12 protein-coding genes, 2 rRNA genes and 1 riboswitch (1 of these 15 only partly in view) are annotated in these 15865 nt (G+C 61.0%); of the genes, 7 read left to right on the top strand and 7 right to left on the bottom strand.

What is annotated here, in order from left to right:
- The 4 genes from leuB (at nt 1) to I6L38_RS01225 (ending at nt 4261) form a co-directional block, all read left to right on the top strand.
- Nucleotides 1-1086 carry a 3-isopropylmalate dehydrogenase gene (gene leuB, locus I6L38_RS01240; protein WP_216989025.1) on the top strand — a complete coding sequence of 362 codons (1086 nt, stop codon included), beginning with the start codon at nt 1-3 and terminating at the stop codon, nt 1084-1086.
- 32 nt (nt 1087-1118) lie between these two features.
- Nucleotides 1119-2516: a 3-isopropylmalate dehydratase large subunit gene (gene leuC / locus I6L38_RS01235; protein ID WP_139431550.1), complete on the top strand. Its 1398-nt coding sequence runs from the start codon at nt 1119-1121 to the stop codon at nt 2514-2516.
- A 99-nt stretch (nt 2517-2615) separates the two neighbouring features.
- Nucleotides 2616-3215 carry a 3-isopropylmalate dehydratase small subunit gene (gene leuD / locus I6L38_RS01230; protein ID WP_010634978.1) on the top strand — a complete coding sequence of 200 codons (600 nt, stop codon included), beginning with the start codon at nt 2616-2618 and terminating at the stop codon, nt 3213-3215.
- Nucleotides 3216-3331: 116 nt separating this feature from the next.
- Entirely contained in the window at nt 3332-4261 is a 930-nt protein-coding gene (locus tag I6L38_RS01225; protein ID WP_017784315.1) for a hypothetical protein, read from the top strand.
- Nucleotides 4262-4350: 89 nt separating this feature from the next.
- On the opposite strand, the gene I6L38_RS01220 is transcribed toward I6L38_RS01225, so the two are convergent.
- Nucleotides 4351-4641 (bottom strand): PilZ domain-containing protein, encoded by a 291-nt coding sequence (locus I6L38_RS01220; protein ID WP_005304376.1) that lies wholly within the window; start codon nt 4639-4641, stop codon nt 4351-4353.
- 91 nt (nt 4642-4732) lie between these two features.
- A riboswitch (TPP riboswitch) is annotated at nt 4733-4823 on the top strand.
- A 52-nt stretch (nt 4824-4875) separates the two neighbouring features.
- Between I6L38_RS01220 and thiB the strand changes: the two genes are divergently transcribed.
- From thiB to thiQ, 3 genes are all read left to right on the top strand, one after another.
- Nucleotides 4876-5856, top strand: coding sequence for a thiamine ABC transporter substrate binding subunit (gene thiB, locus I6L38_RS01215; protein ID WP_043162404.1), 981 nt, complete (start codon nt 4876-4878; stop codon nt 5854-5856).
- Nucleotides 5853-7475 carry a thiamine/thiamine pyrophosphate ABC transporter permease gene (gene thiP, locus I6L38_RS01210; RefSeq protein ID WP_216989024.1) on the top strand — a complete coding sequence of 541 codons (1623 nt, stop codon included), beginning with the start codon at nt 5853-5855 and terminating at the stop codon, nt 7473-7475. The genes thiB and thiP overlap by 4 nt, the downstream gene beginning before the upstream one ends.
- Nucleotides 7476-7547: 72 nt before the next feature.
- Nucleotides 7548-8255, top strand: coding sequence for a thiamine ABC transporter ATP-binding protein (gene thiQ, locus I6L38_RS01205; RefSeq protein WP_216989023.1), 708 nt, complete (start codon nt 7548-7550; stop codon nt 8253-8255).
- Between the two features lie 68 nt (nt 8256-8323).
- Here the strand turns inward: thiQ and I6L38_RS01200 are convergent, their stop codons facing one another.
- From I6L38_RS01200 to I6L38_RS01175, 6 genes are all read right to left on the bottom strand, one after another.
- Nucleotides 8324-9694 (bottom strand): PhoH family protein, encoded by a 1371-nt coding sequence (locus I6L38_RS01200; RefSeq protein WP_017763817.1) that lies wholly within the window; start codon nt 9692-9694, stop codon nt 8324-8326.
- 186 nt (nt 9695-9880) lie between these two features.
- Nucleotides 9881-10564 carry an NrdJb gene (locus I6L38_RS01195; protein ID WP_095593376.1) on the bottom strand — a complete coding sequence of 228 codons (684 nt, stop codon included), beginning with the start codon at nt 10562-10564 and terminating at the stop codon, nt 9881-9883.
- Nucleotides 10565-10574: 10 nt separating this feature from the next.
- The gene (locus I6L38_RS01190; RefSeq protein WP_216989022.1) at nt 10575-12722 is read right to left on the bottom strand and encodes an adenosylcobalamin-dependent ribonucleoside-diphosphate reductase; all 2148 of its coding nucleotides are present in this window, start codon (nt 12720-12722) and stop codon (nt 10575-10577) included.
- Nucleotides 12723-12935: 213 nt separating this feature from the next.
- Nucleotides 12936-13385 carry a pullulanase gene (locus I6L38_RS01185; protein WP_043171972.1) on the bottom strand — a complete coding sequence of 150 codons (450 nt, stop codon included), beginning with the start codon at nt 13383-13385 and terminating at the stop codon, nt 12936-12938.
- 287 nt (nt 13386-13672) lie between these two features.
- Nucleotides 13673-13787: ribosomal RNA gene (gene rrf, locus I6L38_RS01180) — 5S ribosomal RNA — on the bottom strand.
- Between the two features lie 83 nt (nt 13788-13870).
- Nucleotides 13871-15865, bottom strand: a 23S ribosomal RNA gene (locus I6L38_RS01175); it runs 894 nt beyond the window's last position.

Raw genomic sequence — 15865 nt, 5'->3', positions numbered from 1 at the left:
ATGAGCAGTTATCGGATCGCAGTATTGCCGGGTGACGGCATTGGCCCGGAAGTGATGGCCGAGGCCGTCAGGGTGCTGGAAAAGGTGCAGGCCAAATTCGGCTTCACCCTCGACTACGAGCGCCATGACGTGGGCGGCATCGCCATCGACAACCACGGCACCCCGCTGCCCCAGAGCACCATAGCCGGCTGTGAAGCGGCCGACGCCGTGCTGTTCGGCTCGGTGGGCGGCCCCAAGTGGGAGCACCTGCCCCCCAACGATCAGCCGGAACGCGGCGCCCTGCTGCCTCTGCGCGCCCACTTCAAGCTGTTCTGCAACCTGCGTCCGGCCCGTATCTACACCGGCCTCGAGCAGTTCTCGCCGCTGCGGGCCGACATCTCGGATCGCGGTTTTGACATCGCCTGCGTGCGCGAGCTGACCGGCGGCATCTACTTCGGTCAGCCCAAGGGGCGTGAAGGGGAAGGCCCCACCGAGAAGGCATTCGACACCGAGGTGTACCACCGCTTCGAGATAGAGCGCATCGCCAAGATAGCCTTCGAATCTGCCCGGGTGCGCAAGGCCAAGGTCACCTCCATCGACAAGGCCAACGTGCTCGCCTCCTCCATCCTGTGGCGCGAAGTGGTGACCGAAGTCGCCAAGTCCTATCCGGACGTGGCGCTGAATCACATGTACATCGACAACGCCACCATGCAGCTCATCAAGGATCCGTCCCAGTTCGACGTGCTGCTCTGCTCCAACCTGTTCGGCGACATCCTCTCCGACGAGTGCGCCATGATCACCGGCTCCATGGGGCTGCTCCCCTCCGCCAGCCTGAACGAATCCGGTTTCGGGCTGTTCGAGCCGGCCGGTGGCTCGGCCCCGGATATCGCCGGCAAGGGGATCGCGAACCCCATCGCCCAGATCCTCTCCGCCGCCCTGATGCTGCGCTATAGCCTCGGCCAGGAAGCCGCCGCCCAGGCCATCGAGCAGGCCGTGGCCCAGACCCTGGCCGAAGGCTACTTCACCGCCGACCTGCATCAGGCGAGCGCCCGTCACCCGGTGCAGAGCACGGCCGAGATGGGCAGCCAGATCGCCGCGCGCATCTGACCCCACGGCATCGATAACAAGGAAACCGAGCAATGGCCAAGACCCTCTATCAGAAAGTATTCGACGCCCACGTGGTACGGGAAGTGGAAGGGGAAACCCCCCTCATCTACATCGACCGCCACCTGGTCCATGAAGTGACCAGCCCGCAGGCATTCGACGGCCTGCGCGCCATGAACCGCCAGCTGCGTCGCCCGGATCTGACCTGGGCCACCATGGATCACAATGTCTCCACCACCACCAAGGACATCGCCGCCTCCGGCGAGATGGCCCGCATCCAGATGGAGACGCTGGCCCATAACTGCAAGGAGTTCGGTGTTCGTCTCTACGATCTCAACCACAAATACCAGGGTATCGTCCACGTGATGGGACCGGAGCTTGGCATCACATTGCCCGGCACCACCATCGTCTGCGGTGACTCCCACACCGCCACCCACGGCGCCTTCGGCTCGCTCGCATTCGGCATCGGCACCTCCGAGGTGGAGCATGTGATGGCCACCCAGACCCTGAAACAGGGCCGTGCCAAGACCATGCGCATTTCGGTCAACGGCAAACTGGCCGAAGGTATCAGCGCGAAAGACGTGGTGCTGGCCATCATAGGCCGGGTCGGCCATGCCGGCGGTACCGGCTATGTGGTGGAGTTCGCCGGCGAGGCGATCGAAGGGCTCACCATGGAAGGGCGCATGACGGTCTGCAACATGGCCATCGAGCTCGGTGCCAAGGCCGGCATGATCGCCCCCGACCAGACCACCATCGACTATATCCGTGGCAAGGAGTTCGCTCCCAAGGGCGAGGTGCTGGAGCAGGCCATCGCCTACTGGCAGAGCCTCAAGAGCGATGCCGATGCCAAATTCGATGCCGAAGTGGTGCTGGACGCCGCCGACATCGCCCCGCAGGTCACCTGGGGCACCAACCCGGGTCAGGTGATCGCTGTCAATGAACCCATTCCGGCGCCGGAATCCTTCAGCGACCTGATGGAGCAGCAATCCGCCCGCAAGGCCCTCGCCTACATGGATCTGCAACCGGGTCAGAAGCTCTCCGACGTCGCCATCGACAAGGTGTTTATCGGTTCCTGCACCAACAGCCGCATCGAGGACCTGCGCGCTGCCGCCGCCATCGCCCGCGGTCGCAAGGTCGCCGCCGGGGTGCAGGCGCTGGTGGTGCCGGGCTCCGAGCAGGTGAAGGCCCAGGCCGAGGCCGAGGGGCTCGACAAGATCTTCATAGAGGCTGGCTTTGAGTGGCGTCTGCCCGGCTGCTCCATGTGTCTGGCCATGAACAACGACCGGCTGCAACCGGGGGAGCGCTGCGCCTCCACCAGCAACCGCAACTTCGAAGGGCGTCAGGGCCGCGCCGGCCGCACCCACCTGGTGAGCCCGGCCATGGCCGCCGCCGCCGCCGTCACCGGCCGCTTCGCCGACATTCGCGCGCTGTAAGAGGGGTTGAGGATGAAAGCATTCAAACAACACGGATGGCCCTTCGCCGTCACCGACATCATCTTCGCCGACATTCGTGCACTGTAAGAGGGAACGTACATGACAGGTTTCAAACAGCATAAAGGGATCGTTGTCCCCCTCGACAGTGCCAACGTCGACACCGACGCCATCATTCCCAAGCAGTTTCTGCAGAAGGTCAATCGCATCGGTTTTGGCAAGCACCTGTTCCACGACTGGCGCTTCCTGGACGATGCGGGGGAGCAGCCCAACCCCGAGTTCGTGCTCAACCAGCCGCAGTTCGCCGGCGCCAGCATCCTGCTGGCCCGCGAGAACTTCGGCTGCGGTTCGAGCCGCGAGCACGCCCCCTGGGCACTGGCGGATTACGGCTTCAAGACCATCATTGCCCCGAGCTTTGCAGACATCTTCTACGGCAACGCCATCAACAACGGCATGGTGCCGGTACGCCTGAAGGAGGAGGAGGTCGACGCCCTGTTCCAGCTGGTCGCCGCCCAGCCTGGCATCGAGATCGAAGTGGACCTGGAAGCCAATCAGGTGCGGGCAGGCAGCCTCACGTTCGGCTTCGAGATCGATGAGTTCCGTCGCTACTGCCTGCTCAACGGGCTGGATGCCATCGGCCTGACCCTGCAGCACGAGGCCGCCATCAGCGCCTTCGAGGCGAAACAGCCGAGCTGGATTTAAGCAGCCAATTGCAAAAAACGAGTAGAATCAACAGGGAGCCTTGGCTCCCTGTTTTATTGTCAGGCCTAGGTGCACGCCATGGCCCGCCACTTCTGCATACCCGACGAGACACCTGGATGAAGATGACACTCGCCCTCCCCCTGCTCTGCGGCCTCTGGCTGGCGCTGCCGGTCTGCGCCGGGCAGACCTATTTCAACAGCAGCGGCGGTCAGCTCAACGTCGGCTGGCAGGACAAGGACGGCAAGGTGCAGCAACTCACCTATCGGCTGGAGGCAGGCAAGCTGCCGCCGCTCATCGCCTATCGGTCGGCCCGCATGCAGGAGGACGTGCTGCAGAGCTTGCTGCAGCAGGGAGTGGCCGAGTTCCCCGCCGTGCAGTTCTCCCTCTCCCGCCCCGAGATGGAGCTCAGGCTCAAGGGCCGTCAGCCCGAACAGGTCACCAAGGCCATGAGCTGGCTCACCCAGCAGCGCGACAAGCAGGAGGCTGCGTGGCTCAAGCTGCACTATTTTCAGCCGTTCACCGCCCCCGACGGTGCCGCCGCCATCAAGCAGGATCACGTGCGCATCGCACTGGAGAGCCGCAGCGAACTGGCGCCGCTGGCCGAACAGCTCAAGCAGCAGGGCAGCACGGAAACCGAGGCGCGCCAGAAGACCACGGCCCAGATGCTCGGCTTCATTCAGGCCATCCCCTATCAACTGCTCGACAGCCAGTCGGGCCGCCAGGGCAAGGGCTTTCTCAGCCCGCGCCAGGTACTGGAGCAAAATCAGGGCGACTGTGACAGCAAGGTGACCTTGATGGCCGCCATGCTGGCCCAGCTCTTTCCCGAATTGAAACAGGCCATGGTGTTCGTACCGGGTCACGCCCTGCTCGGAGTGGCGCTGCCGGCCAAGCCGGGCGAGACTACCTTGAGCTGGGAAGGGGAAACCTACCTGCTGATGGAGCCCACCGGCCCGGCCCAGCTGGCGATGGGTCAGCTGGCGCCGACCAGCAAGACCTTCATCGACAGCAAGCAGCTCAGCGTGCAGCCGGTTCGCGCCGACAAATAGGTGGTGGACGTCATGAAAACGAGGGGGGACAGGCCAAAATGAAAGCGACCAGCGCAGGGCTGGTCGATGGAGGCAAGGAGGTGGATGGCTCAGGCGAGGGACTGGAACTCGATGGCCAACAAGAGCCCGTCCTCCTCTTCCAGCACCCTGATGATGCGGGCCTGCGCCTCGAAGGGGGGCAACAGGTTGTTGTTGGTGGCCAGGCTCACCCGGATGGGCTGGGTCGTATCGAGCTGGTGCTCCGGCACCGAGATGCCCATGCCGTTGGCGCTGAGATCCCGACAGACCCCCTCCAGCACCTGCTGCTGCTGGAAGATGGTGACGGGAGCATTGATTATCATGCGCTGGAAGGCGCGTCTTTCCTTGGTGCTGGTGATCACGCAAACATCCTCTGTTGAGCTGATCCGTCTCGCTGGCCCGCAGAAACAATTGTGCTGGCCTCCCCCCAAGAACGTTAATACAATGCGGTGCGTTTCTCAAACGGGGTGCGGTCTACCGCTGAGATTATACCCGTGAACCTGATCCAGATAATGCTGGCGGAGGAATTTGAGGCATGGCGCTCATTTTATGCGCCCTCATCCGCTGGCACCTCATTGCTAAAGGGAGTGCCACCCATGAAAACCCTGCTGCTGGTCGCCACCGGCCTGCTCTCCGCTCAGGCCTTCGCGGCGGATACCCTCACCGTCTACACCTACAGCTCCTTCACTGCCGAGTGGGGCCCGGGTCCCAAGATCAAACAGGCCTTCGAGAAAGAGTGCGGCTGCACCCTCAATCTGGTACCGCTCGAAGATGGCGTGGCCATCCTCAACCGGTTGCGACTGGAGGGCAAACACAGCAAGGCCGATCTGGTGCTGGGGCTGGACGATGCCCTCGTCAGTGAGGCCAAGCAGAGCGGCCTGTTCGCCCCTCACGCCACCAAGCTGGATGGCCTCAAGGTGCCCGGCGGCTGGCAGGATGACACCTTCGTCCCCTACGACTACGGCTACTTCGCCTTCGTCTACGACAAGGAGAAGCTCAAGCAGCCCCCCAAGAGCCTGAAAGAACTGGTAGCGCGACCCGACCTCAAGATCATCTATCAGGATCCCCGCACCTCCACCCCGGGCCAGGGGCTGATGCTGTGGATGAAGTCGGTCTACGGTGACCAGGCCCCCACCGCCTGGGAGCAGCTGGCCAAAAAGACGGTCACCGTCACCAAGGGGTGGTCAGAGGCCTACGGCATGTTCCTCGATGGCGAGGCGGACATGGTGCTCTCCTACACCAGCTCCCCCGCCTATCACCTGATTGCCGAGCACAAGCCCCAGTATCAGGCCGCCGCGTTTGCAGAGGGGCACTACCGTCAAGTGGAAGTGGCTGCCAAGCTCAAAAATGCCAAGCAGGGCAAGCTGGCGGATCAGTTCCTGCAGTTCATGATAAGCCCCGCCTTCCAGAACGAGATGGCGACCGGCAACTGGATGTATCCGGTGATCGACACACCGCTGCCCAAGGGCTTCGAGCAGATGATCACCGTAGCTAAGCCGCTCGCCTTCAGCTCTGACGAGGTGGCCGCCAATCGCAAGAGCTGGATCCGCGAGTGGCTGCAAGCCGTTACCCAGTGAGTCGTCTCTTCGTGAAACCTGGGACGCGTCTGCTCTGGTGGCTGCCGGGCAGTGCAGCCACAGCCCTGACCCTGCTGTTGTCGCTGGGGCCGCTGGCGGCCCTGTTGTGGCAGGCCGGGGGGCTAGCCCCTCGCACCCTGCTGGCCGATCCCTACCTGCGCCACGTGCTGGGCTTCAGCCTCTGGCAGGCGCTGCTCTCCACCCTGCTGAGCCTGGGACTGGCCATTCCGGTGGCCCGCGCCCTGGCGCGGCGCCGCTTTCCGGGGCGCACCCTGCTCATCAAGCTGTTCGGCCTCTCGCTGGTACTGCCGGTCATCATCGCCGTCTTCGGCATCGTCGCGGTGCATGGCAAGCAGGGCTGGTTGCCGCAACTGCTGCACGGGTTCGGGCTCGCTCCCGGCAACTACCTCTACGGCCTGTTCGGCATCCTGCTGGCCCACGTCTTCTTTAACATGCCGCTGGCCGCGCGTCTCTTGCTGCAGAGCCTGGAGAGCATCCCCGAATCCTCCTGGCGCCTCGCCAGCCAGCTCGGCATGCGCTCCTCCCATATCTTCCGGCTGCTGGAGTGGCCGCTGATCCGGGCCCAGCTGCCAGGGCTGGCCAGCCTCATCTTCATGCTCTGCTTCACCAGCTTCGCCACCGTGCTGGCGCTGGGGGGCGGCCCCAAGTCCACCACCCTGGAGGTGGCCGTCTATCAGGCGCTGCGCTTTGACTTCGATCTCGCCACCGCCGGCGGACTGGCGCTGGTCCAGCTCATCCTGACCGCCGCCCTGCTGATGCTGCAGCACAAGCTGCAGAGCAGCCCGGCCAGCCGGATCACCTCTCATCGCCCCTGTCTGCGACCGGACCGTCATCAGCCGGGCAGCGCCCTGGTGGACGCCCTCGCCCTTGCCATCGGGCTGGCGGTATTCCTGCCCCCCTTGCTGGCCATCGTGGTGGCCGGCCTCAATCCCGGCCTGCCGGATGCCCTGACCTCAGGCAAGTTGTGGCTGGCCAGCGGCCAGTCGCTGCTGATTGCGCTGGCGGCGGGCAGCCTGGCCACCCTGCTCGGCAGCGCCCTGCTGCTCACCAGCCGCCATCTGCGGGTTCGGGAGCACAAGCGGCGGGCCGCCGCCCTGTGGGAGACCAGTGGCTCGGTGATCCTGATGATCCCGGCGGTGGTGCTCTCCACCGGCCTCTTCATCCTGTGCATGCCATTTGCCGATGTCTTTGCCCTCGGCCCCTGGCTGGTGGTGCTGGTCAACGCCCTGATGGCGCTGCCCTATGTGCTGCGCACCCTCTCAGCCCCCATGCAGCTGGTAGTGCGCCAGTACGACCGGCTGGCCGACAGCCTGGGGGTACACGGCCTGCATCGACTGCGACTGGTGGAGTGGCCCCTGCTGCGCCGTCCGTTGGGCCAGGCAGCAGCGCTGGCCATGATCTTGTCGCTCGGGGATCTCGGCGCCATCGCCATGTTCGGCAACCAGGAGCTCACCACCCTGCCCTGGCTGCTCTATCAGCAGCTCGGAAGCTACCGGCTGACCGAGGCGGCCGCCACCGCCCTGCTGCTGCTCACCCTCTGCTTCTCCCTGTTCTGGCTGGTAGAGCGGGGGCTTGGAGGAAAGCATGCCGAGCATTGAGAGACAAAAGACCCGGCGCTACCGTCTCGGCGGCTGTGCTGGTCGCTCAAACGCCCCCCTTGAGAGGAAAACATGCTGAACATTGATGAGCTGGTGACCAGCTACCCGGACTGGCGCGTCAGCTTCAGCGCCACCCTGCCCAAGGGGGAGATCACCGCGCTGATCGGTCCGAGCGGGGCAGGTAAGTCGACCCTGCTCGGCATGATCGCCGGTTTCGTGCCGATAGAATCAGGCGCCCTCAGCTTCGATGGTGAAGATCTGTTGCCGCTCGGCCCGGCCGCACGGCCGGTCACCACCCTATTTCAGGATCACAACCTGTTCCTGCACCTGTCGGTATTCGACAATATCGCCATCGGCTTGCACCCCGGCCTGCGCCTGAACGCCGCCCAGCGGGCTCAGGTGAAGGATGCCGCGAACCGGGTCGGCCTCGGCGAGATGCTCACGCGCCTGCCGGAACAGCTCTCCGGTGGCCAGCAGCAACGGGTCGGGCTGGCCCGCGCCCTGGTACGCGGCAAGCCGCTGCTGCTGCTGGATGAGCCCTTCTCGGCGCTCGATCCGGCCCTGCGCCGGGAGATGCTGGCAGAGGTGGCCAGGCTCGCCTGCGAGCAGGGCATTACCGTACTGATGGTCTCTCACAACCCGGAAGATGCACAGCTCATCGCCGACCAGGTGTTGTTCATCGACGAGGGGCGCATCGCCCTGCAAGGCAAACCCGGCATACTGCAAAACAGCGATCACCCCGGGCTGCTGCGCTACCTTGGCCGCACAAAGGAGCAGTGACCGGCAACGGGATCAAAAAAGGGGAAGCCGGTCGGCTTCCCCTTTTCATATGAGGATGGATCGTCAGATCAGAGGTTTTCCTCGGCGAAGGAGGCGAGCTTGCTGCGCACCACCCCGTTCAGGAAAATGTTGGCACTGCCATCGAAGTCCTTGAAACGCTCGACTATGTAGGTCAGACCCGAGGTCACCGGGCTCAGGTAGTTGGAGTCGATCTGGGCTAGGTTACCGGAGCAGACGATCTTGGTGCCCTCGCCGCAGCGAGTGATGATGGTCTTGATCTGGGACGCGGTCAGGTTCTGGCACTCATCCAGCAGCACAAAGGTGTTCTGGATGCTGCGCCCGCGCATGAAGTTGACCGATTTGAACTGGATGTTGGCCTTCTCCATGATGTAGCTGAGGGACCCGCTCATGTTCTCGTCCTGCTTGTGCAGCACCTCCAGAGTGTCGGTGACCGCAGCCAGCCAGGGCATCATCTTCTCTTCTTCGGTGCCGGGCAGGAAGCCGATGCTCTCGGCAATTTCCGGGGTATTTCGAGTGACGATCACCTTCTCGTAGATCCCCTTCTCGATCACCAGCTCCAGGGCGGCAGCCATGGCCAGCAGTGTCTTGCCGCAGCCCGCCGGGCCGGTCAGGATCACCAGATCGATGTGCGGGTCGAGCAGAGCATCGAGCGCCATCCCCTGATAGACGTTCTTCGGATGCACCCCCCACGCCTTGCGGGACATCAGTCGCTCGCGCCCCAGATCCTTGATGCGGATCTTCTGGTTGTCGTGGCTGAGTACCCGGGCGGCGAAGAAGTTCTCTTCATCGATCAGGTACTGGTTGACGTGAACCCCCTCCAGCAGCTTGGCATCGATGACGTGGACGGTATCGCGGCCATGGGTCTCGCTGTCACACTCGCCGACCCGCTCCCAGAAGCTGCCTGGCACCGTCTGGAAGCCCTTGGCGAGCAGCCGGATGTCATCGATCAACTGGTCGCTGCGATAATCCTCGACGTGGGCAAGCCCGGCCCCCTTGGCCTTGAGCCGCATGTTGATATCTTTGGTGACCAGCACCACCTGCCGCTTCAGCTCATGCTTTTGCAGGTAGAGGGCCGCGTTGATGATGCGGTTGTCGGCCTCCTTGTCGGTGAACACCTCAGCATCCTGGGGCAGATGGTGGTCACTGAAGATGGAGATGTGACCGCTCGCCTCGCCGGCCAGCGCCACCCCCTGCACTATCTGCTCGGGGGTCGCGTCGCGGAACACGTCCTCCAGCGCCCGGATGGCGATGCGCGCATCACGGCTGACATCCTTGTGGCGATCCTTGATGTTGTCCAGCTCTTCCAGCACCGTCATGGGGATGAGCACGTCGTGCTCTTTGAAGGAGTAGATGGCGAGGGGTTCGTGAAGCAGAACGTTGGTATCCAGGATAAACAGCTTTCGGTCCGTATTGTCCATAAGCATCCTCCTTGGCACTGAAGGTGCCACGTGTGTGAATCTCAGATGTCATTGAAACCACACGGCCGTGACAGTTTTATTACCTCCAACGCTACGCCCGATTTTACCATCACGCAACAAATCACTTGGGCACCCCGCGTGTTTGCGCAGAAAAACAGCAGCTGGCCTTTACTGGCCCTCAAGGGTTCAACTGCACTTGGAGTCGCCGCAGTTAAGGCAGGTCATGCAGCCATCTTTCTGCACCAGCGCCTTGCTGTGGCACTTGTAGCAGAGCGCCGCACCGGGGGGAAAACCACTCCCAGCCTGCTGCTCGTCGGCTTCTTGCGCGGCTTGGATCTCCGCCTGCTTGCCGGCCAGAAACGCCTGCTGGTGCTCATCCAGCCCGGCCCCCTTGAGCATGCCGATCTCGGTGAGGTGGGTCTCGATCACGTTGCCAATTTCGGCGATAAGGGACGGTACGTACTTGCCCTTGTTCCAGTAGCCGCCCTTGGGATCGAACACGGAGCGCAACTCCTCCACCAGAAAGGTGACATCACCCCCCTTGCGAAACACCGCCGAGATGATGCGGGTCAGCGCCACTATCCACTGGTAATGTTCCAGGCTCTTGGAGTTGATGAAGATCTCGAATGGCCGGCGGGTCTCGTGCACCGTCCCCTCATTGAGCACTATGTCGTTGATGGTGATGAACAGCGAATGCTCGGAGACATGCTCGGGGGTCTTCAGCTTGTAGGTGGTGCCCATCAGCCGCTCCGGCCGCAGCACGGTCTCGTGCATCTGTACCACGGCATCCTGCTGGGCCGGCTCTGCTTGCGGCTCGTCCCGGGTTTTCACCTGGTAGGCGACGATCTTCCCGTCGATCTTCTTGACCATGAACTCGTCCTCAAAATTTGCCGTAATAGCCTTCTTTCAAGGCGTCGTAGAGGTTGGCGGCGGTATGCAGCTCGCCATCGTATTCGATCTCCTCATTCCCTTTCGCCGTGATGACGGAGCCATCCTCCAGGGTGAACTCGTACAGAGTCTTCTCCAGATCCTGCTCCTTCACCAGCACGCCCTGGAAGGCTGCCGGATTGAATCGGAAGGTAGTGCAGCCCTTGAGTCCCGAATCCGAGGCGTAGAGGTAGATGTCCTTGAACTGTTCGAACGGAAAGTCGGTCGGCACGTTGGCGGTCTTGGAGATGGATGAATCAATCCAGCGCTGGGCCGCCGCCTGAATGTCCACATGCTGCGCCGGCGTGATGTCGTCGGCGGTGATGAAGTAGTCCGGCAACCGGATCGCCTCATCCTCGGCATAGGGCATGGCGGCAGGATTGACCAGCTCGCGGTAGGCAAGCAACTCGTAGGAGTAGACATCCACGCTCTCCTTGCTCTTCTTGCCCGGCTTGATGACATTGCGGCTGTAGTGGTGGGCAAAGCTCGGTTCGATACCGTTGCTGGCGTTGTTGGCGAGCGAGAGCGAGATAGTGCCGGTCGGCGCTATGCTGCTGTGGTGGGTGAAACGCCCCCCCACTTCGGCCAGCTCGGCAACCAGGGCTGGATCCACCTCGGCTACCTGCTGCATATAGCGGCTGTAGCGCGCGTGCAGCACCTTGCCCTTTACCTTGTCGCCCGGCTTGATGCCGTCTGCCGCCATCTCGGGGCGCAGTCGCAGCAGCTTGCCGGTCACCTCGAACTCCTGCTCCATGATGGGCGCCGGGCCCTTCTCCTTCGCCAAGGCCAGGGACTCGCGCCAGCCGGTCATGGCCAGCTCCTGGGATACCTGTTCGGTAAAAGCGACTGCGGCAGCAGAGCCATATTTTATCCGCAGCATGGTGAGGGCCGAGCCGAGGCCAAGGAAGCCCATGCCATGCCGGCGTTTGCTGATGATCTCCTCGCGCTGCTTGGCCAGCGGCAGTTGGTTGATCGCCACCACGTTGTCCAGCATGCGGGTGAAAATGGCCACCACTTTGCGAAAGGCGGGCCAGTCAAAGGCGGCCTGTTCGGTGAAAGGGTCGCGCACGAAGCGGGTCAGGTTGACGGATCCCAACAGGCAGGCCCCATAGGGAGGCAGCGGTTGCTCGCCACAGGGGTTGGTGGCCCGGATCTCCTCGCAGAACCAGTTGTTGTTCATCTCGTTGACCTTGTCGATCAGGATAAAACCGGGCTCCGCGTAGTCGTAGGTGGAAGTCATGATGACGTTCCACAGCCTGCGGGCCGGCAGGGTCTTGTAGACCTTGCAGGCGACCTGCCCCAAGGCGTTGACGACAACCCCCTCCTTGTTGGGCCAGTCGGCCCAGACCACCTGGGCGGGATCATCCAGCGCAATGCCATCCTGCCCCACCTCCCTGGCGGTGTAGGGGAAAATAAGCTGCCAGGAGGCATCCTCTTTCACCGCCTTGACGAACTCTTCGGTGATGAGCAGGGAGAGGTTGAACTGGCGCAGGCGGCCATCCTCCCGCTTGGCCTGAATAAACTCGATCACATCGGGGTGACGGATATCCATGGTGCCCATCTGGGCGCCACGACGCCCTCCCGCCGACGAGATGGTGAAACACATCTTGTCGTAGATATCCATGAAGGAGAGCGGGCCAGAAGTATGGGCCCCGGCGCCGGAGACGAAGGCCCCGCGCGGGCGCAGGGTCGAGAAGTCATAGCCGATGCCGCAACCGGCCTTCAGGGTCAGCCCCGCCTCGTGCACTTTGCCGAGGATATCGTCCATCGAATCCTCGATGGTGCCGGACACGGTGCAGTTGATGGTGGAGGTAGCAGGCTTGTGCTCGAATGCGCCGGCATTGGAAATGATGCGACCAGCAGGAATGGCACCGTTGCGCAGGGCCCACAGGAAGGGCTCATACCAGGCATCAGAGTCATGCTCCTGCGCGGCGAGAGCACGGGCAACCCGCTGGTAAGTGTCATCGATGGCACCATCGATGGGAGTGCCGTCCTTGCTCTTGAGCCGGTACTTGCTGTCCCAGATCTCGAGGGAAGTCTCCTGCAGAGGAATATGACGAGAGCCGCTCTCACTCTCTCGCACCGGATGTGATTTAGCCATGTTCAATCAACCTCCTGGATATGCCGCGACCTCATGACAGTAACAGCCATTACTACATATAGCTAACGCGGAAGACAAAATCACAATATATAGTAATCATTTGCGCTTTCTGGTCATGCCTGCCACAAGCAAATGCCCCGGCCAGCAGGGTACTGGTCCGGGGCATTACATCGCGTCATTTAATTGCCCGGGAAGCTCGCTTCCCGTCGCAGATCAGGGCTTCTTGACGTATACGGTCGGGGTGTCACCAGCCATATTCAGATAGAACTCATAGACACCATCCGCATCCGGTGAGAACTTCATGTCCTCATACTTGGAGCAGGGATTGACCGGTACGGCTTCGCCACCCAGCACGGCAACACCATCGCTTGGGCTCTTGTAGCCAAAGTTGGTGCCACAGCTCCAGCCGGAGTCGGCAAACTTGAACTTGTAAGGAGCCCACTCTTTCTTGAGCGCTCCCTTGGCCATATAGAGCTTGTCGGCCACCTTGACCACCTTGCTCGCATCGGTTGCCATCCAGTCGTTCATTTCCCCGCGCAGGTAGATGGACTTGCCACCGAAATCGCTGTTATCCGCCGCCTGCTCTGCACCGCCATTGGATGCGCAACCGCCTAATACCAGGGTTCCCGCCGCCAGCATCATCGTTACTGTTCTTTTGAACATGTGTCCATTCCTCAGATTATTGTGATTCCTTGGCCCATCGAACGTGGGCTGACGAATTAAAGCAGAGCGGGCATCGCAAGAAAGGTAGAGGCATCACATTCCGTGCTTTTTCTGCTCAACAATTGAATTGATGGACAAATATCAGCCCCGTAATGGGCAAATCGCACAAGAAGCAATGTGAGTAAGGTGGTTGCAGATCGAACAGCTGAACTGCACTTAGGGGAGAAAAAGCTGAATGTCAGGCAATAAAAAAGCCCGCTCAAATGAGCGGGCTTCTTCAATTGGGTGCCTGGCAGTGTCCTACTCTCGCATGGCGAATGCCACACTACCATCGGCGCTACAGCGTTTCACTTCTGAGTTCGGCATGGGGTCAGGTGGTTCCACTGCGCTATTGCCGCCAGGCAAAATCTTCAATCTGAAAAAGCTGATTTTGTTATTCGTTCTCGGTATCTGCTACAAGCCTTCGAACACTTCTTGGGTGTTGTATGGTTAAGCCTCACGGGTAATTAGTATGGGTTAGCTCAACACGTCGCCGCGCTTACACACCCCACCTATCAACGTTGTGGTCTCCAACGGCCCTTTAGGACCCTCAAGGGGTCAGGGATGACTCATCTCAGGGCTCGCTTCCCGCTTAGATGCTTTCAGCGGTTATCGATTCCGAACTTAGCTACCGGGCAGTGCCACTGGCGTGACAACCCGAACACCAGAGGTTCGTTCACTCCGGTCCTCTCGTACTAGGAGCAACTCCCTTCAATCATCCAACGCCCACGGCAGATAGGGACCGAACTGTCTCACGACGTTCTGAACCCAGCTCGCGTACCACTTTAAATGGCGAACAGCCATACCCTTGGGACCGACTTCAGCCCCAGGATGTGATGAGCCGACATCGAGGTGCCAAACACCGCCGTCGATATGAACTCTTGGGCGGTATCAGCCTGTTATCCCCGGAGTACCTTTTATCCGTTGAGCGATGGCCCTTCCATTCAGAACCACCGGATCACTATGACCTACTTTCGTACCTGCTCGACCTGTCCGTCTCGCAGTTAAGCTGGCTTATGCCATTGCACTAACCTCCTGATGTCCGACCAGGATTAGCCAACCTTCGTGCTCCTCCGTTACTCTTTGGGAGGAGACCGCCCCAGTCAAACTACCCACCAGGCACTGTCCGCGAGCCCGATTCAGGGCCCTGCGTTAGAACATCAAACATACAAGGGTGGTATTTCAAGGACGGCTCCAGCGCAACTGGCGTCACGCCTTCAAAGCCTCCCACCTATCCTACACATGTAGGTTCAATGTTCAGTGCCAAGCTGTAGTAAAGGTTCACGGGGTCTTTCCGTCTAGCCGCGGGTACACCGCATCTTCACGGCGAATTCGATTTCACTGAGTCTCGGGTGGAGACAGCATGGCCATGGTTACACCATTCGTGCAGGTCGGAACTTACCCGACAAGGAATTTCGCTACCTTAGGACCGTTATAGTTACGGCCGCCGTTTACCGGGGCTTCGATCAAGAGCTTCGCTTGCGCTAACCCCATCAATTAACCTTCCGGCACCGGGCAGGTGTCACACCCTATACGTCCACTTTCGTGTTTGCAGAGTGCTGTGTTTTTGATAAACAGTCCCAGCCATCTGGTCACTGCGACTCCCGTCAGCTCCATCCGCAAGGGACTTCACCAACAAGAGCGTACCTTCTCCCGAAGTTACGGTACTATTTTGCCTAGTTCCTTCACCCGAGTTCTCTCAAGCGCCTTGGTATTCTCTACCCGACCACCTGTGTCGGTTTGGGGTACGATGACTTGTAATCTGAAGCTTAGAGGCTTTTCCTGGAAGCAGGGCATCAATGGCTTCCGCACCGTAGTGCGTTCGTCTCGTGTCTCAGTGTTGTGTCTCCGGATTTGCCTAGAAACACCACCTACGCACTTTCACCAGGACAACCGTCGCCTGGCCCACCTAGCCTTCTCCGTCCCCCCATCGCAATTACAAGTCGTGCAGGAATATTAACCTGCTTCCCATCGATTACGCCTTTCGGCCTCACCTTAGGGGTCGACTCACCCTGCCCCGATTAACGTTGGACAGGAACCCTTGGTCTTCCGGCGAGGAGGCTTTTCACCCCCTTTATCGTTACTTACGTCAGCATTCGCACTTCTGATATCTCCAGCATGCCTCTCGACACACCTTCGCAGACTTACAGAACGCTCCCCTACCACTCACGCTTAGCGTGAATCCGCGGCTTCGGTGCCTGGTTTGAGCCCCGTTACATCTTCCGCGCAGGCCGACTCGACTAGTGAGCTATTACGCTTTCTTTAAATGATGGCTGCTTCTAAGCCAACATCCTAGCTGTCTGAGCCTTCCCACATCGTTTCCCACTTAACCAGAACTTTGGGACCTTAGCCGGCGGTCTGGGTTGTTTCCCTCTTCACGACGGACGTTAGCACCCGCCGTGTGTCTCCCGGATATTACTTACTGGTATTCGGAGTTTGCA

Origin of the sequence: Aeromonas sp. FDAARGOS 1408, assembly GCF_019048665.1 — a bacterium.
Classification (GTDB): Bacteria; Pseudomonadota; Gammaproteobacteria; order Enterobacterales; family Aeromonadaceae; genus Aeromonas; species Aeromonas dhakensis.
Note: the sequence above shows the minus strand (reverse complement) of the source record. Positions and strands in the feature narration are given on the sequence as shown.